The following is a 24,923-nucleotide window of genomic DNA, read 5'->3' on the forward strand; positions in this document are numbered from 1 at the left end:
CGGTTGGGGCGCCCCGGTCCACGGGGCGCCCCAACCGCCTTTCCGGCTTCAGAACCGTACGGCCGGCAAGGCTCGCTTCAGCTTCGGTCCGAACGGCTTCTCCACGAACCGGTGCATCAGCCAGGCGAGCCCGAGCAGGCTCAGTACGGACAGCGCCAGCGTCGGGTAGGAGCCGAGCCCCAGGCCCTGGTGCAGCACCCGGATGAAGAACCAGCCCAGGTGCTCGTGGATCAGATAGAAGGGGTACGTCAGCGCCCCGGCCACCGTCAGCCAGTTCCAGTTGGCCCAGCGCGTCCAGCCCAGGGCCACCACCGCGACCGCGGCGAAGGCGAGGAAGACGATGCCCTGGACGACGTACGGGTTGCGGTGGAACTCGCCCTGTGCGCCCGGGTGCCACAGGGCCATCACCGAGTAGCGCTGGCCCAGCAGGAAGGACATGCCGACGATCCCCCACAGCAGCAGGTCGCTGCCGAAGCGGTGGATCAGGTACAGAGCGAGGCCGCCGACGAAGAAGGGGGCGTGGTCGCGCATCACCAGCTCGTCGAGGAGCGGGTTGTCGGCCACTCGGGCGAAGGGGGCGGCCAGCGTCCACAGGATGCAGAAGGTGACCACGCGTTTGTAGGTGACGCCCTTCCAGATCACGAACACGGCGAACAGCACGTAGAACTTCAGCTCCACCCACAGCGTCCAGCACACGCCCAGGACCCGCGGCACGCCCAGCGGCTGCTGCATCATCGTGAGGTTGACCAGGAACTCGTCCGGCCGGACCGGCGCGACGACGACCGGCAGGAGCACCGCGGCGCCGGTGACCATGACGATGGCCACCCAGTACGCCGGGTAGAGGCGGGCGATCCGGGAGCGGAAGAAGTCGCCGAGGCTGCGGCCCCAACTGCTCATGCAGATCACGAACCCGCTGATGACGAAGAAGAACTGCACACCCAGGCTGCCGTAGGTGGAGAACTGCGACAGCGTCGGGAACATCACCCCGGGGGACTGGTCCCAGGAGGTGGCGACCTCGCCGTCCTTCCCCGTGAAGTGGTACATGCACACCATCAGCGCGGCCACCAGCCGCAGCCCGTCCAGGGCGCGCAGCCGGCTCGCCGCCCGGGGGCGGACCGGAGGCCGGTCGGCCGGGGAGGGGGTCGGGCGGGTAGGCGGTGCCGTGGCCGTGGCCAGGCCGGACGTGCGCATCCGGGGGCCTTTCACGTGGGGGGAGGAGGACGTTCAGTCGTACGACCGTCGTTGCCGTGGGGGGCGACGACCGAACGATTTGTACCTCCGACGAGTGAAAGGCGATTGACGGGATCTTCACAGGGCGGTCATCTCGCGGGTGCACAAAGGTCATCCGACGGAAGGCCGCCCCCTCTACTTCCGGCCCGTCACCTGCTTCAACGCCCGCGCCCGGCGCGCCAGCCGGCGCACCGTCGCATTGCGCGGGATGAAGGAGAGCTGGGCCGGCACCGCCCCCGGCAGCGCCAGCGAGGTCAGGCGCTTGCGCTTGAAGTAGCGCCAGGTGTGCGGGTTCAGATGCCTGCCGAGGTAGGCCTCGGCCGCGCCGCGCAGCCCCGGGTAGATCTTCGGCTGCATCGCGAAGCCGACCGCCCTCAGCAGCGCGGCCAGTTCGTCCACCCGTTCACGCGCGGGCATCGTCCAGCCGTCGACCGCGGCGGCGTCCGCGACGTCCGGCAGCAGCGCGTCGACGATGGTCAGCGGCACGCGGTTGCTGTTCTGGTACGGCGCGAGCCGGGCCAGCAGGGCGTCGGTGCCGACCCGCGCGACCGGCAGCCCGTACAGGCCGGCGGCGGTCAGCAGCCCGGTCGAGAAGCAGCCGACGACGAGTGCGGGACGCAGCCGCTGGAAGGCGACCTCGGCGAGCACGGGCCCGTCCAGCAGGGTGAGCTCGGCGCCCAGCTTTGCCGCCTCGTCCTCCAGGAGCTTCGAGAAGCGGGCCGGCGCGACGGGGTGCGGCTTGAACACCAGCTTGCGATGGCCGAGCGCGACGGCGCCGCGCACCATCCGCAGATGCAGGTCCTCCTCCTCGGCGTCGGTGAGGATGCCGAGCGCACTGAGGTACTGGCCGAGCAGCAGCGCCGGCCGGTCGCCGCCGGAGTCTGCGGGCAGCGCGGTCTGAGCCTCGGCGAGTTCGCCGAGCACCTTCAGGAACACCTCGGACGGCACCAGTTCGGACGGCACGCCGAACTCGGTGAGCAGCAGCGGGGTGAGGCCCGGGACGAGATCGAGGTGCAGCAGCCGGCCGATCCGGGTGCCGACCAGCGGGTCGATCTTGTCGCGCGTGGGGCCATAGCTTATGAGGCCGTCCGCGTAGACGTCGACGGGGGCGCCGGTGAACAGCTGGCACAGCGCCAGCGCCGGGTTGACCTGCACGGACTCGACGGCCAACCGGATCTCGTCGTCACCGAGGCGCCACAGCAGCCGTACGTACCGCTCCCACATGGGGATGTCGTCGGCGCGCGGCGACCAGCCGCTCGGGTGGAACGGGGCGATGGTCTCGTTCCAGGACAGCACCTCGTCGAACCGCCCGCGCAGCGCGTCGAAGCCCGGCATCGTGTCGAGACAGGGGGCGATCTCCGGATTCACCGCGTTGTTGGTGACCAGCAGCAGCCTGCGGTCCGCCGGTTCGAACAGCCCGGCGTCCAGGGCGGCGGCGAGCGTCGCGGCGCCGTACAGGGTCGAGGCGCAGAAGATCTGGGTGGTGCGAGGCATCAGGCGGTCACCGTCCGTGCGCCCATCGACCGGCGGCGCACCCGCCGCAGCCGGGCCGCGCGCTGCGCATCCATCGAGTCCATGACCTCCGTGAGCACGTCCTGCGGCATTCTTTTCAGGGCGGCGGCGCTCATCGAGCGCAGTTTTCGAGCCACTGCGGGTTCGAACCTCTCGATCTGGCCGAGATGATGCGCCATGATCGCACAATATGTGCGCACGGCTTTCGGAAGCAGTTTATCGGCCTCGGGGTCACCCGCCGTCTCCTGGATTACCTGGTCGAACGCGCGAATGAAATCGAGTTGCCGCACATCACCGATCTGGGTGAGTGAGGATGCCACTCCGCGCCGGTAGTAGACACCCAGCAGTCCTACTACGGCGAAGGATTCCGACTCCCGGTGCAGCTTCCAGATCCACGGCCGGTCCTCGGCGGTGCGCAGACCATGGGTGAAGTGCAGGATCCCGCGGTCGACCAGACGACGGTGATAGATGCCCGCCCACGCGTACGCGTAGTCCACGGACGTCGAGCGGTCGGCGGGCAGGATCGCCTCGCGCGGATTGAGCACCGTCCGGCGCCGGCCGTGCGGCACCCGGTGGACGCTGCGGGCCCGCCCGGTGGACTGCACATGGTCGGTGCGCACGAAGTCACACCCCAACTCCTCGATGGCCGAAAGGAGTTGCGGGAAATAGCCGGGGGCGAGCCAGTCGTCGCCGTCCAGGAACGTCAGGTACTCGCCGCGCGCCTTGTCGATTCCGGTGTTCCGCGCGGTGGCCAGCCCTCCGTTCTGCTCGTGTCGGATGATCACCGCGCCCGGCAGCTCACGCTCCGCGCGCGCCAGGATGTCCGGTGTCCCGTCCGTCGAACAGTCGTCGACGAGGATGAACTCGAAGTCCTCACGTGTGTTCGCACGCAGGCTCTTGAGGGTGTCCGGCGCGTATTGCTGCACGTTGTAGAACGGCACGATTACGGAGAGCTTGACCACGTGAGGGACGTTAGGCGGCGGTCCGGCATCCGTCTTTACTCAGAGCTTGATGTCAGGTGAACGACGCGTGGCGATGCAGTGAACCAGGCTTTTTTTCAACCACTCCGGGCCCTGCTTCGTCGTTAGTCGATGTGCTGTTAACCGTTTGTTGCATTCGGGTTGGGAAGAACCTTGAAATCGCTTCCTAGCGTCATCGACGTGCCAGCAAGTGCGATGAAGACCCGGCGAGTTGCCGTACTCGCGGATTCCGATACCCGGTGGAAATGGGGCGCGCTCACCGCGAACCGTATCGCCCAGGATAATTCGGACATCCGTCTGGACGGTTACCTCCTGCGCGGTCGGGCCACCCCCACCGCCCGTCAGCTCCAGGAGGTCGGCGTACCCGCCGACTCCCTCCGTGAGGTGTCCGCCGTCGAGTTTCTGCGCACCATGGCGCAGGAGTCGTACGACGTCCTGGTCCTCGCCCTCGTCGGCGGGGGCGTGCAGGCCATGCTGCACGGCCTGAAGCGGGTCTGGGAGGGGCGCGCCGAGCGGCCCGTCGTCGTCACCGGCTATGTCGGCGTCGTCTACGAGAAGCTCGCCGACGGCCTGCTGCTGCGGCACGGCGCGGATCTCGTGCTCGCCAACTCCCGGCAGGACGCCGAGCGGTTCCGCGCGGTGTACGAAGGGGTCGGCGCCGACGCCTCGTCGGTGACCGAGGTCGCGCTGCCGTTCCTCGGCGGCGCGCCCTACACCGGCGAGCACGACCCGTACACGGTCGTCTTCGCCGCCCAGCCCTCGGTGCCGGACAGCCGCAAGGACCGCACCTACCTGCTGGACCGCCTCATCCGGCACGCCCGCAAGCACCCCGAGCGCGAGGTGCTGCTCAAGCTGCGCTCCAAGCCGGGCGAACACACCACGCACATCGAGGAGCTGCCGTACCAGAAGCTGGTGCAGCGGCTCGATCCGCCCGCCAACTTCAAACTGGTGTACGGCAACATGGGCGAGGTCCTCGACCGCACCGACCTGCTGGTCACCATCAGCTCCACGGCGGCGCTGGAGTCGCTGCACCGCCGTATCCCCACCGTCGTCCTCACCGACCTCGGCGTGCGCGAGGTGCTCGGCAACCACCACTTCGTGGGCTCCGGCTGCCTCGCCTCCTGGGACCAGCTCGACGAGGGACACCGCCCGGCGCCCGACGAGGAGTGGGTGTCCCGGCAGGGCGTCTGCGCCGACGGAACCTACGCCACCGCCTTCGACGCCGCCCGCGAACGCATCGCCAAGCTGCTCGAGCGCCCCGGCGGACTGCCCGCCCTGACGCCGTACTACACGCCGGCCACCGCGCCCGGCTATCTCCCCGGCATCCTCGCCCGCCACCACCTCGGCGTCGACGGCAGCCCGCTGCCCGGCGCCCCCGCCCACGACAGGGAGCCCGGCCCGGTCCGCCAGGTGGTGCGCCGGGCGGCACGCGGCGCCTACCGGCACGGCGTACAGCGCGTGGCACCCGTCATCCGGCGGATGGGGGAGCTGTGAGCCGCCAGATCCCACGTCAAGGAGCAGAACCCATGTCCAACTCGGAAGCAGGTCAGGGCGTGCGACGCGTGCTCGCCGTGATCCCCGCGCGCGGCGGCTCCAAGGGCGTGCCCGCGAAGAACCTGATGCCCGTCGGCGGTGTGCCGCTGGTGGCGCGCGCGGTGCGCGAATGCCGGGCGTCCCGCCTGGTGACGGACGTCGTCGTCTCCACCGACGACCAGGGCATCGCGGCCGCCGCCCGGCAGGCCGGCGCCGAGGTCGTGCTGCGCCCCGCCGCCATCGCCGGGGACACCGCCACCTCCGAGGCGGCCGTGCTGCACGCGATGGACGCGCACGAGGCGCTGCACGGGGCCCCGGTGGACGTCGTCCTCCTGGTGCAGTGCACCAGCCCGTTCATCGTCCGCGAGGACATCGACGCGGTCGTCAAGGCCATCGTCGCCAACGGCGCCGACACCTCCCTGACCGTCGCCCCCTTCCACGGCTTCGTGTGGCGCCACGGCGACGACGAGCCGACCGCCGCGGAAGTGGAGCGCAAGGCCGGCGGTGGCTTCGGCGTCAACCACGACAAGTCCTTCCGCCCCCGCCGCCAGGACCGCCCGCAGGACTTCCTGGAGACCGGCGCCGCCTACGCGATGGACGCGCCCGGCTTCCGCGAGCACAAGCACCGCTTCTTCGGCCGCACGGAACTCGTCCGCACCGACCCGGCCCGAGTCCTGGAGATCGACGATCCCCACGACCTGGCCCGCGCTCGCGCCCTCGCCCCGCTGTTCGACGCGGACCGGCCCGGCGCCCTCCCGACCACGGACGACGTCGACGCGGTCGTACTGGACTTCGACGGCACCCAGACCGACGACCGGGTGCTGATCGATGCCGATGGAAAGGAGTTCGTCTCCGTGCACCGCGGAGACGGCCTCGGCATCGCCGCCCTGCGCAAGAGCGGCCTGAAGATGCTGATCCTGTCCACGGAGCAGAACCCGGTCGTCGCCGCCCGCGCACGGAAGCTGAAGATCCCCGTGCTGCACGGCATCGACCGGAAGGACCTCGCACTCAAGCAGTGGTGCGAGGAGCAGGGCATCGCGCCTGAGCGCGTGCTCTACGTCGGCAACGACGTCAACGACCTCCCGTGCTTCGCCCTCGTGGGCTGGCCCGTGGCGGTCGCGAGCGCCCACGACGTCGTGCGCGGCGCCGCACGCGCTGTCACCGCCACACCCGGCGGCGACGGCGCGATCCGAGAGATCGCCAGTTGGATCCTCGGCCCCTCTCTCGATTCCCTCACCAAGTAAGGACATCTTTGCCATGAGCACCAACTCCCGTCTGCGCTCGTTCGGTTCGCGTGAGGTCGGCCCGGGCAAGCCCGTCTACATCTGCGGCGAGATCGGCATCAACCACAACGGTGAGCTGGAGAACGCCTTCAAGCTCATCGACGCGGCCGCCGAGGCCGGCTGTGACGCCGTGAAGTTCCAGAAGCGCACGCCGGAGATCTGCACCCCGCGCGACCAGTGGGACATCGAGCGCGACACCCCCTGGGGCCGGATGACCTACATCGACTACCGCCACCGTGTGGAGTTCGGTGAGGAGGAGTACCGCAAGATCGACGAGTACTGCAAGGAGAAGGGGATCGACTGGTTCGCCTCCCCGTGGGACACCGAGGCCGTCGCCTTCCTGGAGAAGTTCGACGTCCCGGCCCACAAGGTGGCGTCCGCGTCCCTGACCGACGACGAGCTGCTGCGCGCCCTGCGGGCGACGGGCCGCGCGATCATCCTCTCCACGGGCATGTCGACGCCGAAGCAGATCCGCCACGCGGTCGAGGTCCTCGGCTCGGAGAACATCCTCATGTGCCACGCCACCTCGACCTACCCGTCGGTGGCCGAGGAGCTGAACCTCCGCGTGATCAACACGCTGGAGAAGGAGTTCCCGAACGTCCCGATCGGCTACTCCGGCCACGAGACGGGCCTGCAGACCACGCTGGCCGCCGTCGCCCTCGGCGCCACCTTCGTCGAGCGCCACATCACCCTGGACCGCGCGATGTGGGGTTCGGACCAGGCCGCGTCGGTCGAGCCGCAGGGTCTGCAGCGCCTGGTGCGCGACATCCGCACCATCGAGGCCTCCCTCGGTGACGGCGTCAAGAAGGTCTACGACTCCGAGCTCGCCCCGATGAAGAAGCTGCGCCGCGTCGCCGGCGTGGTCGCCGAGGCGGAGATCGCCGCGGCTGCGGGCGAGCCGGTCCAGGTCTGAGACAGCTCCTGCTGAATCCGGGTCCGAGTGCTCCGCACGCGAGCGCTCGGACTCGGAGCCAGTTCCAGCGACTTCTGCATACGAGCGCCGCATGAGCGCCTTACGACGGGACGGTCGTACGTCGATGAGCCCCCGCGCCGGGAACACCGGCCCCCACACTCTCGCCTTCGTCGAGAGCCCGGTACAGCTCCTGAACGTGCTGGAGTGGGCGCACGCCCACGAGCACACCGTCGGCGCGGGGCTGACCCTCGTGGTCCTGTCCCCGATCGACCCCATGACCCGCGGCCAGCTGCGCCGGATGGCCGAGCTGGCGCGCGAGGACGGGCACGAGGTCCGCTGGGAGGAGGCGCGGGGCGGCACGGCGGCCCCGTTCCACACCATCGGCGGCCTGGCGGGCCTGCTGCGCCGAGCGGACCGAGTGGTCCTGGGCGACCCGTTCTCGCGCTATGTGCAGTTGTTGTTGACCATCACTCGGGCCCGCGACCTGGTCGTCGTCGACGACGGCACGGCGACGATGGAGTTCGTCGCCCAACTCGCCCGCGGCGAGCGCCTGGTGCGCTGGCACCGCAAGGGCGGTCGCCCCGGCCCCCGCGACCTGGTCTTCGCACCGGTGTCGTCGGCGGCCCGCAAGCGGCTGACGCCGGGTGCGCACCGGGCGGTCGAGATCTTCTCGTCCATGCCGATGGCTCAGACACCGGACGGTGTGAAGGTCACCGCCAACACCTTCGCCTGGACCCGCGACCGCTTCGGCCCGCCGCGCATCACCAAGGGCGCGGACATGGTGGGCACGTCCCTGGTCGAGACCGGCGTGGTCGACGGCGACCGCTACCTGGAGGCCGTCCGCTCCCTGGCCAGGACCCACGGCGCCACGCGCTACTTCGCGCACCGCAGGGAGAGTGCGGAGAAGCTGCATCGGCTGGCGGTGGAGACAGGGTTGGAGGTCGTACGGCCCGACTTGCCGCTGGAGCTGATCGCTCGTCGAGGGCCGATCGGCCGTACGATCCTGAGCTTCCCGTCGACCGTCGTGCACACCCTGCCGCTGGCGCTGTCGGGCACGGAGGTGCGGGTGGCGGTGTGTGACATCGACCCGGCGTGGCTGACGGAGAACGCCTCGCCGCGGGCGCAGGGCTTCCTGTCCGGGGTCACAGGCACGGCCCGGGACGTGCACCGACTGTCGGCGATCACGGCGGTGTAGGGACAGGCAGACCCCTGCCCCGCACCGCGAGCAACGCGGGGCGGGGCAGGGAATGATGGCACGGCTCAGCCGTCAGCGGAGACCGAGCATGGACCCGCCTTGGCCGAAGCCGGAGGCTTCCTGGTCGAAACCGGAGGCTTCCTCGTCGGAGCCGGTCGCGCCGGTCGCGTCCTGGCCGAAGCCGGACGTGTCCTGGCCGAACTCGGGCGTGGCCGGGGAGGCCGGGGAGCTGTTCCCGAATCCACTTCCGAAGTTGCTCATATCGTCGTCGTCGGCGAGGGCTTGGCCTGCGCCGCCGAGCAGCACGGTCCCGGCGAGAGCGACCGCGGCCAGCACGGTTGGTGCACGCATCAGTGTCTCCTTCGGTGGGTGTGTGTTCGGCGTAGGTATGCCGTCGGTCCACCTGCGAGAAGCGCCGACGTACGGACAAGCACCCGATTAGGGGCGCACATGGGCCTGCCCGGCCCCTACCCCGCCCTCCGCGCCAGCAGGAACGCGCGAGGCCGCTTCTCCTCACCCTGCGGCTCGCGCAGGACACGGGCCTGGAGCTGGAGACCGGCCTCGCTCAGGGCATCGGCCACGGTGTCCGGGGTGCGCCAGAAGCAGTCGAGCGAGATCTCCTCGCCGAAGCGCTCCGAGAGATGCATGCGGTCATCGGTGTCGCCCGACTGAAAGGCGAGCAGGACATGGCCGCCGGGCCGCAGCACACGGTGGAACTCGGCGAACGTCGCCGGCAGGTGATCGTCCGGGACATGGATGACCGAGTACAGCGCGAGGATTCCGCCCAACGTCTCGTCCGGCAGGTCCAGCGCCGTCATCGAGCCCACGTGGAACCGGAGTTCGGGGTGCGCGCGGCGGGCCAGGGCCACCATCCGCGGAGAGATGTCGACGCCGAAGACCGGTACGCCGAGGGCGTGGAGCTGAGCGGTGACCGAGCCGGGCCCGCTGCCGAGGTCGGCGACGGGTGCCGGGGCGTGCTCGCGGACCAGCTCGGCGAAGGCGGTGACGAGGCAGCGGTCCAGGGTGTGACAGTCGGACAGCCAGTCGGAGAGACGGTCGGTGTAGGCGGGGGCGATGGCGTCGTACGAGGCCCGGGTGGCCTCCAGGAAGTCGGCGTACTCGGTGGTCGTGGAGGTCCGGGGGTTCTGGGCGGTCACGGGGCGCACCCTAGTGCGGCGGGTGGATGGACGTCCGGGAGTTCACGAGGGTGCCGCGGAGTGTTCGTGGCGGCGATTCGATGGCCTCGGCTGTCGGGGCGGAACTCGTCGCCGCGGCCGTGCGAGGTGCCCGGGCGGCGCGGTGCGCATGGCTGCACGTGGACTTCGAGGACGACCTGCGGGCGTTCTACTTCGACGCCTGCGGGTTCAAGCCGACGGAGGCGGGGCTCATTGCGCTGGGGTGAGGGGTCTTCAGGGCTTCCATGAAGAGGGTGAAGGCTCCGGCGGGGAAGGTGAGTATCGCCTTGGCCGGGGCCTTTGAGTCGCGGATGGATATGTGGGTGGGGCGGTCCGAGATTTCCACGCAGGCGTTGCCGTCGCCGCCACCGGAGTACGACGACTTCCGCCAGTTGTCGGGAGTGCTCACCGTGTGTCTCACAGCTCCTTGGCCAGCTTGTGGATCAGCTCACGTGACCGTTCGGGGTCCAGTGACGCAGCTTCTACTCTACGGAAGAGCGTTCGAAAGACGCCGAGCTGGGCTTCGGAGTCGATGAACGTGGTGCCGTGAGGGCCGTCGCGCACCACGGTGTCCAGCTTCGGGACGGCACCGCCCGCGTAGATCATGGCGCTGCCGGTGTCGTCGAAGCGTTCCAAGGCGAAGGGGATGACGCGGACGGTGACGTGGTCCGCTTCGGAGAGCTCCAGGATGCGGGCGAGCTGAGCCTGTGTGGCCGCCCGGCCGCCTACGGTGATTCGCAGAGCCGCTTCGTGCATCACTGCCTTGTACGGGATCGCCCTGGCCCCTTCGATGATCAGTCGTCGCCGCATGCGATGCCGGACACGCAACTCCAGGTCGCTCTCGGTGAGTTCCGGAATGCGGGTCGAGAAGAGCGCCCGTGCGTAGTCCTCGGTCTGCAGAAGGCCTGACACGTGGAGCAGGTCCAGGTCCCATCGGAAGGTGGCGTTGTGTTCCAGCTCCGACAGGTCCAGGAATGACGTGGGCAGTTGCCCCTGGTACTCCTCCCACCAGCCGCGCGTCCGATCGATCGCCATCGCGGCCAGGGCATCGACGAACTCCCTGTCCGTGCAGGCGTAATGCCCTGCCAGTCGGCGTAGTCGCTGCCCGCTCACGCCCGAGGTGCCCGACTCGATCTGGCTGATCTGGACGGAGTTCACACCGAGCAGCGCCGCTGCCTCCCGGGCACTGAGCCCCGCCGCTTCACGGAGCCGGCGCAATTCGACCGCCAGCCGCAACTGTCGCGCTGTGGGCTCGCGCTTGGTCCCCATCGACCGCTCCCCTTGGTTCAACGCGCTTGCGAGCGCGACTCGTTCGGGGGCCAGGTTACGCGATCGGCTTGCCGTTTCTTAAATCTAAGGTCTACCGTCGGTGATGCGACGCACACGCTGCGGAACGCCGGGTTTTCCGGAAGCGCACCACTCCGTCCTGCCACGACGGCTGCGGCACTGCCACCGCTCGCCGACCGCGACCCCACACCGCCGAACAGGAGCCGACGCATGCCCGAAACCGAGTCCGAGCCCTGGGAGTACACGCTCTACATCCCGAACGACGTCCGGGCCGTCACCGTCTCCCGCCGCACCCTCCGCCTGATCCTCACCATGCACGGCCTGCTCGGCCTGGTCGACGTCGCCGAACTGCTCGCCACGGAGCTGGTCTCAAACGCCGTACGCCACACGAAGGGACCCGCCGCACTACGGGTGTGCTGGTCGGTGGGCGCGCTGCGGATCGGGCGTGGGACGCCGACCCTGAACCCCCCGAACCGCCGCGGCCGTTGGATCAGCCGGCCGAGTTGGAGGACGGGCGTGGCCTGGCCCTCGTCCGGGCCTGCGCCGATCTGTGGGGGTGGCGGCCGCTGTCCCGGCACGGCCACTCGGGCAAGTATGTGTGGTGCGAGCTGGCCACTTAGATCACGGCTTCTCGCGGGCATGTTCCGAATCCGGCATGACCGAAGAGGTCGACATGATCGTGAGCGGCGTGAACACGGATTCCGGAGGACGACTGATACGCGTCATGAGCAGCGACGCGGGCATCGGCGCGGCGGAGGAGAAGGCGGCCGAGGCCGCGGCCCTCCATCCCTGATGTGACCGGCTCGCCCAGCATGCGATGGGCCCATTTGGGCCACCCATGCTGTCGACGGTCCCTGGATACATCTGTCAGAGCTGGCCCAAACCGGCCAATCCCGGCCTCGGGGGACGGGAGCCGGGGCGCCACGCTCGGCATGCTCGCCGCCGCAGAGGACCAGGTGGGGGACCGGGTAGGGGAGCAGGCGCCCACATCGCGATCGGCGGCGGAGAACCGCCCGCGGCGACGCCCGGCCCGTACCGGTTCGCGGCCACGCGGATTCCGGCGGAGCGGCTCACCGTCAAGGAGGTACGGCGCCCCCGGCCGATCTGACCCGCGTCCTGCGTGAGCCGGCGGCCGTGGGATCGCTTGAGGACGCCTCGCCGCCCGGCTCCGACAGGTGAACAGAACCGACGGGGCGGGGCCGGACGTGGTATCCGTGAAGGAGGGCGAGATCCTCACTCTCCGTCGACTTCATGATCGAATCGGCGGATGGCGGGCGAGTTTACCCACCCAAACCGACACCTATGCGCCGGGCGGCCAAATTTTCTTCCCCTGAGGGGTTGAAGTTTTGTTGATCGCGGGTCAGTTGGCCCCCTCGGCGTCCTACCCTTCAGAGGGTGAACCAACTGATGTCCCCAAAGTCCGAAGCCGATCAACCCGGGGAAGCCGTCCTTCCCGGCACCCTGCCGGAGGCGCTCCGTGCCGAACTCGTCGAGTTCCGGCGCGACTTGCACATGCACCCCGAGCTCGGCAACCAGGAGTTCCGTACGACCGCCGCGATCAAGGCCCGGCTCGAGAAGGCCGGCCTGAATCCCCGCGTGCTCGCCCTCGGAACCGGGCTCATCTGCGACATCGGGGAGTGGGACGGCGGGCGCCCCATGCTCGCCCTGCGCGCCGACATCGACGCCCTGCCCATCCCGGACACGAAGAGTGAGTGCCCGTACCGCTCGACCGTGCCCGATCGGGCGCATGCCTGTGGGCACGATGTTCACACGACCGTGGTGCTGGGGGCCGGTCTCGTCCTGGCCGAGCTGCACCGGCGCGGCCAGCTTCCCCGGCCCGTCCGGCTGGTCTTCCAGCCCGCCGAGGAGGTGCTCCCCGGGGGCGCCGCCGACGTCGTCGAGTGCGGGGTGCTGGAGGGCGTGGGGCGGATCCTCGCCGTGCACTGCGACCCCAAGGTCGACGCCGGGAGGATCGGACTGCGGGAGGGCGCCATCACCTCCGCCTGCGACCGGCTGGAAATCTCCCTCGACGGGCCGGGCGGGCACACGGCACGCCCCCACCTCACCACTGACCTCGTCACCGCCGCCGCCCGCGTCGTCACCGACGTGCCCGCGCTGGTCGCCCGGCGTGCCGACGCCCGCAGCGGGCTCGCGGTGACCTGGGGCCGTATCGACTCCGGCCACGCCCCCAACGTCATCCCGCAGCACGCCGAGCTCTCCGGAACCGTGCGCTGCCTCGACCTCGACACCTGGCGGCAGGCGCCGGACCTCGTCGTCGCCGCGATCGACGAGATCGCCAACCTCCACCGCGCCAAGTCGGAGATCAACTACGTCCGGGGCGTCCCGCCCGTCGTCAACGACCCGGCCGCGACGGAGCTGCTGCGCGAGGCCATGGTCGCCCGCCGCGGCGCCGACTCCGTCGAGGGGACCGAGCAGAGCCTGGGCGGGGAGGACTTCTCCTGGTACCTGGAGCATGTGCCCGGGGCCATGGCCCGGCTGGGGGTGCGTGTGCCGGGGGATCGGATCGGGCGTGATCTGCATCAGGGTGACTTCGATGTCGACGAGTCCGCCATCGCGGTGGGCGTGGAGATGTTCACGGCGGCCGCGCTGATCGACGCCGTGGACTAGAGATCGGCCGGGGTGCCGTCGCCGTAGGTGTGCGGGCCCCCGCGTCCCTACGGCGTTCCGGTTGCGGTCGGTCGACGGCGGAGGGAGTCTGGGCCCATGTCGGGCGGCCCTGAGTGTCATCTGTGCGGTTTCGATCCGGTGGTTCACAAGGCCGTAACCGGCCATCGGCACGAATGGATAACGGCAGGGGGAAACCCCGTTCCCAGGAGTGTCTACGCGCGTTAATGTGCGCCGAACTCAGCACCCACTGCGGGGCTTGGAGAATGGGGACTTCACGATGCGTCGGATATCCAAACTGACCCGTGTCGCGGTGGGGGTCGCGTCGATCGCGCTCGCTGCCACGGCGTGCGGTGGTACCAGCAGCGACAGCGGCAGCGGCAGCGACGGCGGTGGCGACACCAAGGGTCTCGCGATCGCGTACGACATCGGCGGCAAGGGCGACCAGTCCTTCAACGACGCCGCGTACGCCGGTCTGCAGAAGGCCCAGAAGGAGTTCGACTACAAGACCGCCGACATCGAGCCCACCGAGGGAGAGACGGACGCCGACAAGGAGCAGCGCCTGGCCTCGCTGGCCAAGCAGGGCTACAACCCGGTGATCGGCGTCGGCTTCGCCTACGGTCCGGCGATGGAGGCCGTGGCCAAGAAGTACCCGAAGACCACCTTCGGCATCGTCGACTCGGTCGTCGAGGGCGAGAACGTCGCCTCCCTCGTCTTCGCCGAGGAGCAGGCCTCGTACCTCGCCGGTGTCGCGGCGGCCAAGGCCACCAAGACCAACACGGTCGGCTTCGTGGGCGGTGTGGACATCCCGCTGATCCACAAGTTCGAGGCCGGCTACAAGCAGGGCGTCCAGGACACCAGCGGCGGCAAGGTCAAGGTCGTCTCGCAGTACCTGACCCAGACCGCGGAGGAGGGCGGCTTCTCCAGCCCCGACAAGGGCAAGGCCGCCGCCGAGGGGCAGATCGAGAAGAAGGCCGACGTCCTCTACCAGGCGGCCGGTCTGTCCGGCCAGGGCGTCATCGAGGCGGCCGCCAAGGCCAAGGTCTGGGCGATCGGCGTCGACTCCGACCAGTACGAGCAGGCCGCCCTGTCGGCGTACAAGAACTACATCCTCACCTCCGCCCTCAAGGACGTCGGCGGCGCGGTCTACGCGCTGGCCAAGTCCGTGGAGGACGGCAAGCCGCTGACCGGCACCCAGACCTTCGACCTGAAGGTCAACGGCGTCGGCCTGTCCGAGTCCAACCCGGAGTTCGCCAAGATCGCGGGCCTCTCGGACGCCGTGGCGAAGGCCAAGGAAGGCATCATCGACGGCTCCATCAAGGTCAAGACCGAGTAGTCACGGTCGTATACCTCTGAAGCGGGCGGGCATCCGTGGGTGCCCGCCCGCTTCGTCGTACCGCCTAGCTGTCGGCAAGCCTTTGGTCAAGGCCGCGCGTGGTGTTGGCCACGGGCGCATAACAAGGTGGACAGAAGGGTTTTCCCGGCAGGTCTACGCGCGTTACTCTGCGGCGAAAGCCAGCGCCGTAGCTGTGAAGCTGTACCGAGCTGTATCTGTCCGGCGCTTGTACGACAGGAGTCACACCTCATGCGCCGGATTTCCCGGATCACGGTCGCAGGCGCAGCGACCGCCTCTCTGGCCCTCGCCCTCTCCGCCTGCGGCGGCACCTCCACCGAGGCCTCCTCGGAGTCGAAGGGGGGCGACAAGGGGCTCGCCATCGCGTACGACGTCGGCGGCAAGGGCGACCAGTCCTTCAACGACGCCGCGTACGCGGGCCTGGAGCAGGCGAAGAAGGAGTTCCGGTACGAGACGGCCGACGTCGAGCCCACCGAGGGTGAGACGGACGCCGACAAGGAGCAGCGCCTGGCCTCGCTGGCCAAGCAGGGCTACAACCCGGTCGTCGGCGTCGGCTACGCGTACGCCGCCGCCGTGAAGGCCGCCGCCGAGAAGTTCCCGGAGACCACCTTCGGCATCGTCGACGACTCCACCGTCGAGGCGAAGAACGTCGCCGACCTGGTCTTCTCCGAGGAGGAGGCCTCGTACCTGGCCGGCGTCGCCGCCGCCAAGAGCACCAAGACGAACACGGTCGGCTTCGTGGGCGGTGTGGACATCCCGCTGATCCACAAGTTCCAGGCCGGCTTCGAGCAGGGCGTCAAGGACACCAACCCCAAGGCGAAGGTCCTCACCCAGTACCTCACGCAGACCGCGGAGGAGGGCGGCTTCTCCAGCCCCGACAAGGGCAAGAGCGCTGCCGAGGGGCAGATCGAGAAGAAGGCAGACGTCGTCTACGCCGCCGCCGGTCTGTCCGGCCAGGGCGTCATCGAGGCCGCCGCCGCCAACAAGGTGTGGGCCATCGGCGTCGACTCCGACCAGTACAACCAGGAAGCCCTGGCGAAGTACAAGGACTCCATCCTGACCTCGGCGATGAAGGACGTCGCCAAGGCGGTGTACAACCTGGCGAAGTCGGTCGAGGACGGCAAGCCGGAGACCGGTATCGTTCGTGGCGATCTGAAGACCGGCGAGGTGAGCCTGTCGAACTCCAACCCGAAGTTCGCGGACGACGCCGAGGTCCAGGAAGCCATCAAGACGGCCAAGGAGAAGATCATCAGCGGCGAGATCAAGGTCGCGACCAGCTAAGCACTGCCACACCCTGAGCAGCGGTAACCCCGGGGTTACGTCCGCGCAACGGGGTACAGGGAGGTTTTTCCATGGGTTCCATGGGTTCCATGGGCTTTCCCCCGTACCCCGTTGTCAGCGGTGCGTCGGCCCCTTTCAGGCCATAGGGGCGCTACGCGCGTAGACGACCCCCGTCCCCAGGAGAGTGCGCCATCAACGCGTCCAGCAGCCCTCCGGCCGGCGCGGCGGTCAACGGTCAGGTGACCGCCGTCGAGCTCGCCGGGATCACCAAGCGTTTCCCGGGTGTCGTGGCCAACCACGACATCCACCTCACCGTCCGCAAGGGCACCGTCCACGCCCTCGTCGGCGAGAACGGCGCCGGCAAGTCGACGCTGATGAAGATCCTCTACGGCATGCAGAAGCCGGACGAGGGCACCATCGCGGTCGACGGCGAGCAGGTGACCTTCCACAGCCCCGCCGACGCCATCGCCCGCGGCATCGGCATGGTCCACCAGCACTTCATGCTCGCGGACAACCTCACCGTCCTCGAGAACGTGGTGCTCGGCAGCGAGCCGCTGCACGGCATCGGCGCCAAGGCCCGCCGCAGGATCAAGGAGATCTCCGAGCGCTACGGCCTCGGCGTGGAGCCCGACCGGCTGGTCGAGGAGCTCGGCGTCGCCGCCCGCCAGCGCGTGGAGATCCTCAAGGTCCTCTACCGCGGCGCCACCACGCTGATCCTCGACGAGCCGACCGCCGTGCTCGTCCCGCAGGAGGTCGACGCGCTCTTCGACAACCTGCGCGAGCTCAAGGCCGAGGGCCTGTCGGTCATCTTCATCTCCCACAAGCTGGGCGAGGTGCTCTCCGTCGCCGACGAGATCACCGTCATCCGCCGCGGCACGACGGTCGGTACGGCCGTCCCCGCCGAGACCACCCCGAAGCAGCTCGCCGAGATGATGGTCGGCAGCGAGCTGCCCACGCCGGAGACCGCCGAGTCCACGGTCACCGACCGCCCGGTCATCTCCGTCGACAAGCTGCGCCTGGAGGCGGTGGGCGGCAAGGCACTCCTGGACGACATCACCTTCACCATCCACGCGGGCGAGGTCCTGGGCATCGCCGGCGTCGAGGGCAACGGCCAGACCGAGCTGGTCGACGCGCTCATCGGCCTCAAGCACGCCGACTCCGGCACGATCACCATGATCGACGAGGAGATCACCGGCTGGACCACCCGCAGGCGCCGCGAGCAGGGCATCGGCTACATCCCCGAGGACCGCCACCGGCACGGCCTGCTCCTGGAGGCCCCCCTCTGGGAGAACCGCATCCTCGGCCACGTCACCGAGGAACCCCTGGCCAAGGGCGTCTGGCTGAACCCGAAGGCCGCGCAGGACGACACCCGCCGCATCGTCGAGGCCTACGACGTCCGCACGCCCGGCATCGACGTCACCGCCGCCTCCCTGTCCGGCGGCAACCAGCAGAAGCTGATCGTCGGCCGCGAGATGAGCCACAAGCCGCGCTTCCTGATCGCCGCGCACCCCACCCGCGGTGTGGACGTCGGCGCGCAGGCCGCGATCTGGGACCACATCCGCGAGGCCCGCCGCGAGGGCCTGGCCGTGCTGCTGATCTCCGCCGACCTGGACGAGCTGATCGGCCTGTCCGACACCCTCCGCGTGATCTACAACGGCAAGCTGGTCGCGGACGCCGACCCGGCCACCATCACGCCCGAGGAGCTCGGCACGGCGATGACGGGTGCCGCCTCCGGCCACCTGGAGCACGAAGAGACCCCTGAGCCCGGCGAAGACGAGGCCCGCTGATGAAGAAGTTCGACAAGGAGCGCGTGCTCCTCGCGGTGGCCGGACCGGTCATCGCGCTCGCCGTGGCCTTTGTGCTCACCGCGATCGTGCTGGTCGCCTCGGGCAAGAGCCCGGTCGAGCCGTACACCCTGATGTTCGAGCAGATCGGCTTCTCGGACATCCAGGTGCTGGTCATCAACCAGGCGTCGATGTACTACATCGCGGCCCTGGCGGTGGCCATCGGCTTCCGGATGAACCTGTTCAACATCGGCGTCGACGGCCAGTACCAGCTCGCCGCCATGATGGCCGCCATCGTCGGCGCCCACATGAACCTGCCGGCCGCGATCCAGATCCCGCTGCTGCTCCTGACCGCCGTCTTCACCGGCGCCTTCTGGTCCGGCATCGCCGGACTGCTCAAGGTCACCCGCGGCGTCAGCGAGGTCGTCGCGACGATCATGCTGAACGCGATCGCCACCTCCGTGATCGCCTACCTGTGGCTGCCGAACGTCTTCGGCGTCAAGGTCGGCAACAACAACACCACCGGCGAGATGCACGAGTCCGGCTGGGTGCCCGGCATCGACATGGGCGACGCCGGCGAGATCTACGGCCTGGTCTTCCTCGCCGTACTGCTGGGCATCGGCTACTGGGTCGTCCTCAACCGCACCCGCTTCGGCTTCGACCTGCGCGCCTCCGGCGCCTCGCAGACCGCCGCCGCGGCCAGCGGCGTGGACCCCAAGCGCATGGTCCTCACCGCCATGCTGCTCTCCGGCGGCATCGCGGGCCTGGCCGGCCTGCCGATCCTGCTCGGCGACACCCACACCTACAGCCTGAACTTCCCCACCGGCATCGGCTTCCTCGGCATCGGCATCGCCCTGCTCGGCCGCAACAGCCCCGTCGGCATCGCGTTCGCCGCGCTGCTGTGGGCCTGGCTCGACAAGGCCTCGCCCGAGCTGGACTTCCACGGATACGACAAGGAGATCGCGGTCATCATGCAGGGCCTGATCGTGCTCTCGGTCGTCGTCTCCTACGAGGCCGTCCGCGAGTGGGGCCTGCGTCGTCAGCAGCGCCAGGTCGGCGCCGAACTGGCCGCCGGTCACGTGCTCGGCGCCGACAACAACACCACGAAGGAGGTGGCTGGCCGATGACCGCCCCGACCTCGGCGACCGACGTCAACCAGCCCACGCTGCAACCCGCGGCGCCCACCGGCCGCCGCCTGTCGTGGCAGGTGCTGCTGCTGGTCATCGCCGGAGCCCTGGCGCTGACCTCGATCGTCCGCATCATCACCGGCGCCGACGGCATCACCAACGTCAGCCAGATGTCCACCGCACTCCAGCTCGCCGTGCCGATCGGCCTCGCCGGTCTGGGCGGCCTGTGGGCCGAGCGGGCGGGCGTCATCAACATCGGCCTCGAGGGCATGATGATCCTCGGCACCTGGTTCGGTGCCTGGGCCGGCTTCCAGTGGGGCCCGTGGACCGGTGTCGTCGTCGGCATCATCGGCGGCTGCATCGGCGGCGTCCTGCACGCCATCGCCACCATCACCTTCCGGGTCAACCACATCGTCTCCGGTGTGGCCATCAACATCCTCGCCCTCGGCATCACCCGCTACCTCGCGCCCCTCGCCTTCGAGGGCCACGCGGGCGGCTCCGCCAAGCAGTCCCCGGCGGTCGACTCCCTCGGCCACTTCACGGTCCCCGGCCTGTCCGACGGGCTGCGGGACCTGAACAACCAGGGCTGGTTCTTCGTCTCTGACATCGCCGGCCTGCTCGGCGGCCTGGTCACCAACGTCTCCTGGCTGACCCTGATCGCCGTGGCGCTGATCCCGGGCACCTGGTGGATCCTGTGGCGCACCGCCTTCGGTCTGCGGCTGCGCTCCTGCGGTGAGAACCCGGTGGCGGCCGAATCCCTCGGTGTGAACGTCTACAAGTACAAGTACCTCGCCGTGATCATCTCGGGCGGCCTGGCCGGCCTCGGTGGCGTCTTCCTCTCCATCGTCGCCAACCCCTTCTATCTGGAGGGCCAGGTCAGCGGCCGCGGTTACATCGGCCTCGCCGCGATGATCTTCGGCAACTGGATGCCGGGCGGCCTCGCCCTCGGCGCCGGGCTCTTCGGCTACACCGACAGCCTCAACCTGCGCGGCGGCTCCACGAACGTCCACGCCCTGCTGCTGCTCGGCGCGCTTCTGCTGATCATCGGCGCGATCTGGCTGGTGGTCCGCAAGAAGTACGCCCCGGCGGTGATCACCGCGGTGGTCGGCGCCCTGGTGTTCGCCTGGTACGCCACCACCGACGAGGTGCCCAACCAGGTCGTCTCCGCCACGCCGTACGTCATCACCCTCATCGTCCTCACGCTGTCCGCGCAGCGCCTGCGGATGCCGAAGGCGAACGGCCTGCCGTATCGGAAGGGTCAGGGCAAGTGACCCCGGCCGCCGCCCACGACGTCGACTGGGAGCAACTGCGCGCGGCGGCGCGGGAGGCCATGTCCCGCGCGTACGCCCCGTACTCCGGCTACCCGGTCGGCGTCGCGGCCCTGGTCGACGACGGCCGCACGATCACCGGCTGCAATGTCGAGAACGCCTCCTACGGCCTCTCCCTGTGCGCCGAGTGCGGTCTGGTCTCGGAGCTGCAGAACACGGGGGGCGGCCGGCTGACCCACTTCGCGTGCGTGGACCGCGAGGGTGAGCCCCTCGTCCCGTGCGGGCGCTGCCGCCAGTTGCTCCACGAGTTCGGCGGCCCGGACCTGCTGCTGCAGACCCCGGCGGGGATCCTGCCGCTGTCGGCGATGCTGCCCCAGGCGTTCGGCCCGGACCACCTCGGCAAGTAACTCCCGTGCGGCCCCTCCGAGTTGCTCAACGCGACCGGCTCGGAGGGGCCGTACGACTTCTGGAACCCTCGGAAGGAAGCCAAGCCATGGCTATGGACGTAATCTCCGTCATCCGCACCAAGCGGGACCGCGGTGAACTCAGCGACGAGCAGATCGACTGGGTCATCGACGCGTACACCCGCGGGGAGGTCGCCGACGAGCAGATGTCCGCGCTCGCCATGGCGATCCTGCTCAACGGCATGAACCGCCGGGAGATCGCCCGCTGGACGGCCGCGATGATCGCGAGCGGCGAGCGCATGGACTTCTCGTCCCTGTCGCGCCCCACGGCCGACAAGCACTCCACGGGCGGCGTCGGCGACAAGATCACGCTCCCGCTCGCGCCCCTGGTGGCGGCGTGCGGGGCCGCCGTCCCCCAGCTCTCGGGCCGCGGCCTCGGCCACACCGGCGGCACCCTGGACAAGCTGGAGTCGATCCCCGGCTGGCGCGCGCTGCTGTCGAACGAGGAGATGCTGTCCGTGCTGGACGGCACCGGCGCGGTGATCTGCGCGGCGGGCGACGGCCTGGCCCCCGCGGACAAGAAGCTGTACGCGCTGCGCGACGTGACGGGCACGGTCGAGGCGATCCCCCTGATCGCGTCCTCGATCATGTCGAAGAAGATCGCGGAGGGCACCGGCTCGCTGGTCCTGGACGTGAAGGTCGGCACCGGCGCCTTCATGAAGACCCTCGAGGACGCGCGCGAGCTGGCGTCCACGATGGTGGGCCTGGGCACCGACCACGGAGTGAAGACGGTCGCGCTCCTGACGGACATGTCCACCCCGCTCGGCCGCACCGCCGGCAACGCGCTGGAGGTCCGCGAGTCGGTGGAGGTCCTCGCGGGCGGCGGCCCGGCGGACGTGGTGGAACTGACGATCGCCCTGGCCCGCGAAATGCTGGAGGCGGCGGGGGTACGCGACGCCGACCCGGCGAAGGCCCTGGCCGACGGCTCGGCGATGGACGTCTGGCGGCGCATGATCGCGGCCCAGGGCGGCGACCCGGACGCGGAACTGCCGGTGGCGCGCGAGCAGCATGTGGTCACAGCCCCGTCGTCCGGTGTCCTGACCCGCCTGGACGCCTACGACATCGGCGTCGCCGCCTGGCGCCTGGGCGCGGGGCGTGCCCGCAAGGAGGACCCTGTGCAGGCGGGCGCGGGCGTGGAGATGCACGCCAAGCCGGGCGACACGGTGACAGCGGGCCAGCCCCTGCTGACCCTGCACACCGACACCCCCGAGCGCTTCGAGTACGCGCTCCAGTCGGTGGAGGGCTCTTACGACATCGCGGCGCCGGGGACGGACTTCACGGCCTCGCCGGTGGTGCTGGAGCGGATTGCCTGAGACGCCTGAGCAGACACGGGGCCGGGACCTTCGGGTGCCGGCCCCGTCCCGTGTGACGGGACTCAGCCGAGCAGGGTGGCGACGACCACCAACACCGGCACCGACAAGACCGTCGACACCAGAATCGAGTCCCGCGCCAGGCGTTCGCCCACCCCGTAACTCGCCGCATACGTGTACAGGTTCTGCGCGGCCGGCAGCGCCGACGTCACCACCACGTCCAGCAGTTGGGCGCCCCGCAACCCGAACACCCCCACCGCCAGCGCCCACGCCACCACCGGCTGGCCCACCGACTTCAGCGCGACCGAGAGGAACACCGGGAGCCGGTCCGGCCCCCGCCCGGGCATCGTGCTGCCGCACAGGGAGATACCGAACGCCAGCAGGACGGCCGGGACCGACATGCCGCCGATCAGTGTCAGGGGGTCGAGGACGGGCGCGGGGACCTTCACCCCAGCCGCCGACACCGCCACACCCGCCAGTGAGCCGACCGCGATCGGGTTGCGCAGGGGAGTCAGCAGGCGGCGCCAGGCCGGGCCCTTCTCGCCCTCGCCGGAGAGGTCGAGGACCGTCAGGGCGACGGGGGTGACCCCGACCAACTGGAACAGCAGCACCGGCGCCACGAGCGAGGCGTCGCCCAGGACGTACACGGCGATCGGGATGCCGAGGTTGCCGGAGTTGACGTAGCTGGAGCACAGCGCGCCGATCGTCGTACGGCCCACCCCCCAGTGCCGTACGACACCCACCGCGACGAAGACCCCGGCCGCCGCGGCCGTGCTCAGGGCCGTGACCAGGAGGCGGCTGGAGAAGATCACCGAGAGGTCGGTCCGCGCGAGCGTGGTGAACAGCAGGGCCGGGGACGCCACATGGAAGGCCAGCTTGGTGAGAACCTCGCGGCCGTGATCGCCGAGGTAGCCGCGGCGGCCGATCGCATAGCCCACGCCGATGACGACCGCGATCACCGCGAACCCCGTCAACACCCCCTGCACGGAGCCCCCTTGGCGGGGAGGAGACCGCAGGATATTCGGGGACGCGCTGATACATGGGGCATACAGCCAACCCTCCGGGGGAGGAGGGGAGCCGGTCAATGTGATCCCGGTTGGCGGACAGAGGGCAGCGGGCAGCGGGCAGCGGGCACCCCGGCTGCGCACGGGTACCGGCCGTGGGTGGTCGGCGTGGCCGGCAGCGCTCGGGGATCTCCGGCCGCGATGAGTTATCCGCCCCCGCCCGGTCTACCGATCGTGGACGCCATGACACCCGCTGTACTCGTGCTTGCCGGCCCCGTCACCCGGGACGAGGTGGCAGGGCTGTGCGATGCCGTGCGGGCGCGGCTGGAGGGCACCCGGGCGAGAGTCGTGGTGTGCGATGTCGGCGGGCTCGGACCGCCGGGACTCGGCACCGTGGATCTCCTGGCCCGGCTCCAGCTCACCGCCCGCCGCGCCGGAGGGCGGATTCGGCTGCGCGACCCGGACCCCGCGCTACACGCCCTCCTCGACCTGGTCGGTCTCAGCTTCGAGGTGGAGGGGGAGCCCGAACAGCGGGAACCAGCGCTTGGTGTCGAGGAAGCAGTGGAACCCGGTGATCCGCCCCTCTGATATCTCCAGCACCTGCACGGCCCACGGAGTGAAGCCGCCCGCCTCCGGATCCGGTTTGTACTGCGCGAAGCCAGGCAGCCCGTTGACCTGCACCGGCACCAGACGCGAGCCCGCGCACGGGGCGCCGAGCGTCGTCATGAAGCCGGTGATGTCCTTGACGCCGGTCAGCCACAGGTCGAACGGCGGCATCGTCATGATGGCGTCCTCGTGCAGCAGGGCCGTCAGCGCCGTCATGTCATAGCCCTCGAACGCCGCGACATACCGGTCCAGGAGCTTTTGCTGCTCCTCGTCCAGCGGGTCGGACACGGCGGCCTCGGCGCCCGGCTGCTGCTGCTCGGCGAGGGTCGCCCGGGCCCGCTGGAGCGCGCTGTTCACCGACGCGACCGTGGTGCCCAGCAGCTCGGCGACCTCGCTCGCCTTCCAGGCCAGCACCTCGCGCAGGATCAGCACCGACCGCTGCTTGGGCGGAAGCTGCTGGAGGGTGGCCATGAACGCGAGCCGCACCGACTCCTTGGCGACCGCGGCCTCCGCCGGGTCGTCCGTCGTGGGCAGCACCCGATTGTCCGGCATCGGCTCCAGCCAGGTGTTGTCCGGACGGGGCGAGAGCGCCGCCTGGGCCAGCGGCGTCGACTCCGTCAGGTCCATGGGCCTGGCCCGCTTGTTGCCCGCCGTCAGCATGTCCAGGCACACGTTGGTCGCGATGCGGTACAGCCACGAGCGGAGACTGGAACGCCCCTCGAACTTGTCGTAACTCCGCCAGGCCCGCACCATCGTGTCCTGCACCGCGTCCTCGGCCTCGAAGGACGAACCGAGCATGCGGTAGCAGTACCCGGTCAGTTCGACGCGGTGCTTCTCCAGCCTGACGTCGAGGTCCGTTGTCGTAGTCGCCGTGCCGTCGCTCATCGTCCACCCACCCCTGTGGCCCTGGTCCCGTGGTGCGCCTCGTCGCGCCCAACACTTCGGAAGCTACAGCAGGCCACTGACAATGGCCCCCGGAGCGCACAAAAGCG

Annotated in this window: 23 protein-coding genes and 2 pseudogenes; 16 read left to right on the forward strand and 9 right to left on the reverse strand. The window is 69.8% G+C overall.

Features of this window, described 5'->3' with window-relative positions; translation table 11 throughout:
* Positions 1-48: 48 nt before the first annotated feature.
* The 3 genes from ACP4J3_RS00705 to ACP4J3_RS00715 all read right to left on the reverse strand — a co-directional run bounded on the left by ACP4J3_RS00705 (position 49) and on the right by ACP4J3_RS00715 (position 3,704).
* Complete coding sequence (locus ACP4J3_RS00705) at positions 49-1,191, reverse strand: acyltransferase family protein (RefSeq protein WP_426529172.1); 1,143 nt, start codon at positions 1,189-1,191, stop codon at positions 49-51.
* Positions 1,192-1,365: 174 nt separating this feature from the next.
* Entirely contained in the window at positions 1,366-2,724 is a 1,359-nt protein-coding gene (locus tag ACP4J3_RS00710) for a polysialyltransferase family glycosyltransferase (protein ID WP_426529174.1), read from the reverse strand.
* Positions 2,724-3,704, reverse strand: a complete 981-nt coding sequence (locus ACP4J3_RS00715; RefSeq protein WP_426529176.1) for a glycosyltransferase family 2 protein — start codon at positions 3,702-3,704, stop codon at positions 2,724-2,726. The genes ACP4J3_RS00710 and ACP4J3_RS00715 overlap by 1 nt, the downstream gene beginning before the upstream one ends.
* A 198-nt stretch (positions 3,705-3,902) precedes the next feature.
* Here ACP4J3_RS00715 and ACP4J3_RS00720 point away from each other — a divergent pair, with 198 nt between their 5' ends.
* The 4 genes from ACP4J3_RS00720 to ACP4J3_RS00735 all read left to right on the forward strand — a co-directional run bounded on the left by ACP4J3_RS00720 (position 3,903) and on the right by ACP4J3_RS00735 (position 8,646).
* A complete protein-coding gene (locus ACP4J3_RS00720) occupies positions 3,903-5,216 on the forward strand; it encodes a DUF6716 putative glycosyltransferase (protein WP_426529178.1) in 1,314 nt (437 codons plus the stop codon).
* A gap of 32 nt (positions 5,217-5,248) precedes the next feature.
* Complete coding sequence (locus ACP4J3_RS00725; protein ID WP_426529180.1) at positions 5,249-6,499, forward strand: cytidylyltransferase domain-containing protein; 1,251 nt, start codon at positions 5,249-5,251, stop codon at positions 6,497-6,499.
* A 13-nt stretch (positions 6,500-6,512) separates the two neighbouring features.
* On the forward strand, positions 6,513-7,451 hold the full coding sequence (locus ACP4J3_RS00730; RefSeq protein WP_426529182.1) for an N-acetylneuraminate synthase family protein: 939 nt from the start codon (positions 6,513-6,515) through the stop codon (positions 7,449-7,451).
* 124 nt (positions 7,452-7,575) lie between these two features.
* The gene (locus ACP4J3_RS00735) at positions 7,576-8,646 is read left to right on the forward strand and encodes a hypothetical protein (RefSeq protein ID WP_426529764.1); all 1,071 of its coding nucleotides are present in this window, start codon (positions 7,576-7,578) and stop codon (positions 8,644-8,646) included.
* Between the two features lie 72 nt (positions 8,647-8,718).
* Here the strand turns inward: ACP4J3_RS00735 and ACP4J3_RS00740 are convergent, their stop codons facing one another.
* Positions 8,719-8,997: a hypothetical protein gene (locus ACP4J3_RS00740; RefSeq protein WP_426529184.1), complete on the reverse strand. Its 279-nt coding sequence runs from the start codon at positions 8,995-8,997 to the stop codon at positions 8,719-8,721.
* A gap of 116 nt (positions 8,998-9,113) precedes the next feature.
* Positions 9,114-9,812, reverse strand: coding sequence for a class I SAM-dependent DNA methyltransferase (locus ACP4J3_RS00745; RefSeq protein WP_426529186.1), 699 nt, complete (start codon positions 9,810-9,812; stop codon positions 9,114-9,116).
* 77 nt (positions 9,813-9,889) lie between these two features.
* Here ACP4J3_RS00745 and ACP4J3_RS00750 point away from each other — a divergent pair.
* A pseudogene (locus tag ACP4J3_RS00750) lies at positions 9,890-10,048 on the forward strand (GNAT family N-acetyltransferase); the annotation flags it as partial.
* On the opposite strand, the gene ACP4J3_RS00755 reads toward ACP4J3_RS00750, so the two are convergent.
* Both ACP4J3_RS00755 and ACP4J3_RS00760 read right to left on the reverse strand, forming a co-directional pair.
* Complete coding sequence (locus tag ACP4J3_RS00755) at positions 9,991-10,230, reverse strand: DUF397 domain-containing protein (protein ID WP_426529188.1); 240 nt, start codon at positions 10,228-10,230, stop codon at positions 9,991-9,993. The pseudogene ACP4J3_RS00750 and the gene ACP4J3_RS00755 sit on opposite strands and share 58 nt — an antisense overlap.
* Before the next feature lie 8 nt (positions 10,231-10,238).
* Positions 10,239-11,090: a helix-turn-helix domain-containing protein gene (locus ACP4J3_RS00760; protein WP_426529190.1), complete on the reverse strand. Its 852-nt coding sequence runs from the start codon at positions 11,088-11,090 to the stop codon at positions 10,239-10,241.
* Between the two features lie 228 nt (positions 11,091-11,318).
* On the opposite strand from ACP4J3_RS00760, the pseudogene ACP4J3_RS00765 reads away from it, so the two are divergent.
* The 10 genes and pseudogenes from ACP4J3_RS00765 (at position 11,319) to ACP4J3_RS00810 (ending at position 22,324) form a co-directional block, all read left to right on the forward strand.
* A pseudogene (locus tag ACP4J3_RS00765) lies at positions 11,319-11,728 on the forward strand (ATP-binding protein).
* 35 nt (positions 11,729-11,763) lie between these two features.
* The gene (locus ACP4J3_RS00770) at positions 11,764-11,901 is read left to right on the forward strand and encodes a hypothetical protein (protein WP_426529192.1); all 138 of its coding nucleotides are present in this window, start codon (positions 11,764-11,766) and stop codon (positions 11,899-11,901) included.
* Between the two features lie 614 nt (positions 11,902-12,515).
* Positions 12,516-13,736, forward strand: a complete 1,221-nt coding sequence (locus ACP4J3_RS00775) for a M20 family metallopeptidase (RefSeq protein WP_426529195.1) — start codon at positions 12,516-12,518, stop codon at positions 13,734-13,736.
* A 277-nt stretch (positions 13,737-14,013) separates the two neighbouring features.
* Positions 14,014-15,069 (forward strand): BMP family lipoprotein, encoded by a 1,056-nt coding sequence (locus ACP4J3_RS00780; protein WP_426529197.1) that lies wholly within the window; start codon positions 14,014-14,016, stop codon positions 15,067-15,069.
* Positions 15,070-15,318: 249 nt separating this feature from the next.
* Positions 15,319-16,368 (forward strand): BMP family lipoprotein, encoded by a 1,050-nt coding sequence (locus ACP4J3_RS00785; protein ID WP_426529199.1) that lies wholly within the window; start codon positions 15,319-15,321, stop codon positions 16,366-16,368.
* 239 nt (positions 16,369-16,607) lie between these two features.
* Positions 16,608-18,155 carry an ABC transporter ATP-binding protein gene (locus ACP4J3_RS00790; protein WP_426529201.1) on the forward strand — a complete coding sequence of 516 codons (1,548 nt, stop codon included), beginning with the start codon at positions 16,608-16,610 and terminating at the stop codon, positions 18,153-18,155.
* Positions 18,155-19,279, forward strand: coding sequence for an ABC transporter permease (locus ACP4J3_RS00795; RefSeq protein WP_426529203.1), 1,125 nt, complete (start codon positions 18,155-18,157; stop codon positions 19,277-19,279). The genes ACP4J3_RS00790 and ACP4J3_RS00795 overlap by 1 nt, the downstream gene beginning before the upstream one ends.
* Entirely contained in the window at positions 19,276-20,550 is a 1,275-nt protein-coding gene (locus ACP4J3_RS00800) for an ABC transporter permease (RefSeq protein WP_426529205.1), read from the forward strand. Before ACP4J3_RS00795 ends, ACP4J3_RS00800 begins: the two co-directional genes overlap by 4 nt.
* Positions 20,547-20,954, forward strand: a complete 408-nt coding sequence (locus tag ACP4J3_RS00805; RefSeq protein WP_426529207.1) for a cytidine deaminase — start codon at positions 20,547-20,549, stop codon at positions 20,952-20,954. The genes ACP4J3_RS00800 and ACP4J3_RS00805 overlap by 4 nt, the downstream gene beginning before the upstream one ends.
* An 86-nt stretch (positions 20,955-21,040) precedes the next feature.
* Positions 21,041-22,324: a thymidine phosphorylase gene (locus ACP4J3_RS00810; RefSeq protein ID WP_426529209.1), complete on the forward strand. Its 1,284-nt coding sequence runs from the start codon at positions 21,041-21,043 to the stop codon at positions 22,322-22,324.
* 62 nt (positions 22,325-22,386) lie between these two features.
* Here the strand turns inward: ACP4J3_RS00810 and ACP4J3_RS00815 are convergent, their stop codons facing one another.
* Complete coding sequence (locus tag ACP4J3_RS00815) at positions 22,387-23,307, reverse strand: AEC family transporter (RefSeq protein WP_426529211.1); 921 nt, start codon at positions 23,305-23,307, stop codon at positions 22,387-22,389.
* A gap of 219 nt (positions 23,308-23,526) precedes the next feature.
* Here ACP4J3_RS00815 and ACP4J3_RS00820 point away from each other — a divergent pair, with 219 nt between their 5' ends.
* A complete protein-coding gene (locus ACP4J3_RS00820; protein WP_426529213.1) occupies positions 23,527-23,913 on the forward strand; it encodes an STAS domain-containing protein in 387 nt (128 codons plus the stop codon).
* Here ACP4J3_RS00820 and ACP4J3_RS00825 read toward each other — a convergent pair.
* Positions 23,797-24,816 (reverse strand): sigma-70 family RNA polymerase sigma factor, encoded by a 1,020-nt coding sequence (locus tag ACP4J3_RS00825; protein WP_426529215.1) that lies wholly within the window; start codon positions 24,814-24,816, stop codon positions 23,797-23,799. The genes ACP4J3_RS00820 and ACP4J3_RS00825 overlap by 117 nt on opposite strands.
* Positions 24,817-24,923 lie beyond the last annotated feature (107 nt).

This window comes from Streptomyces sp. UG1 (genome assembly GCF_049974585.1).
Taxonomy (GTDB): Bacteria; Actinomycetota; Actinomycetes; order Streptomycetales; family Streptomycetaceae; genus Streptomyces.

Coding starts and splice junctions, on each gene's coding strand:
- ACP4J3_RS00705 (WP_426529172.1), bottom strand. CDS start 1,191: ATGCGCACGTCCGGCCTGGCCACGGCCACGGCACCGCCTACCCGCCCG.
- ACP4J3_RS00710 (WP_426529174.1), bottom strand. CDS start 2,724: ATGCCTCGCACCACCCAGATCTTCTGCGCCTCGACCCTGTACGGCGCC.
- ACP4J3_RS00725 (WP_426529180.1), top strand. CDS start 5,249: ATGTCCAACTCGGAAGCAGGTCAGGGCGTGCGACGCGTGCTCGCCGTG.
- ACP4J3_RS00730 (WP_426529182.1), top strand. CDS start 6,513: ATGAGCACCAACTCCCGTCTGCGCTCGTTCGGTTCGCGTGAGGTCGGC.
- ACP4J3_RS00735 (WP_426529764.1), top strand. CDS start 7,576: ATGAGCCCCCGCGCCGGGAACACCGGCCCCCACACTCTCGCCTTCGTC.
- ACP4J3_RS00740 (WP_426529184.1), bottom strand. CDS start 8,997: ATGCGTGCACCAACCGTGCTGGCCGCGGTCGCTCTCGCCGGGACCGTG.
- ACP4J3_RS00760 (WP_426529190.1), bottom strand. CDS start 11,090: ATGGGGACCAAGCGCGAGCCCACAGCGCGACAGTTGCGGCTGGCGGTC.
- ACP4J3_RS00770 (WP_426529192.1), top strand. CDS start 11,764: ATGACCGAAGAGGTCGACATGATCGTGAGCGGCGTGAACACGGATTCC.
- ACP4J3_RS00775 (WP_426529195.1), top strand. CDS start 12,516: ATGTCCCCAAAGTCCGAAGCCGATCAACCCGGGGAAGCCGTCCTTCCC.
- ACP4J3_RS00780 (WP_426529197.1), top strand. CDS start 14,014: ATGCGTCGGATATCCAAACTGACCCGTGTCGCGGTGGGGGTCGCGTCG.
- ACP4J3_RS00785 (WP_426529199.1), top strand. CDS start 15,319: ATGCGCCGGATTTCCCGGATCACGGTCGCAGGCGCAGCGACCGCCTCT.
- ACP4J3_RS00795 (WP_426529203.1), top strand. CDS start 18,155: ATGAAGAAGTTCGACAAGGAGCGCGTGCTCCTCGCGGTGGCCGGACCG.
- ACP4J3_RS00800 (WP_426529205.1), top strand. CDS start 19,276: ATGACCGCCCCGACCTCGGCGACCGACGTCAACCAGCCCACGCTGCAA.
- ACP4J3_RS00810 (WP_426529209.1), top strand. CDS start 21,041: ATGGCTATGGACGTAATCTCCGTCATCCGCACCAAGCGGGACCGCGGT.
- ACP4J3_RS00820 (WP_426529213.1), top strand. CDS start 23,527: ATGAGTTATCCGCCCCCGCCCGGTCTACCGATCGTGGACGCCATGACA.
- ACP4J3_RS00825 (WP_426529215.1), bottom strand. CDS start 24,816: ATGAGCGACGGCACGGCGACTACGACAACGGACCTCGACGTCAGGCTG.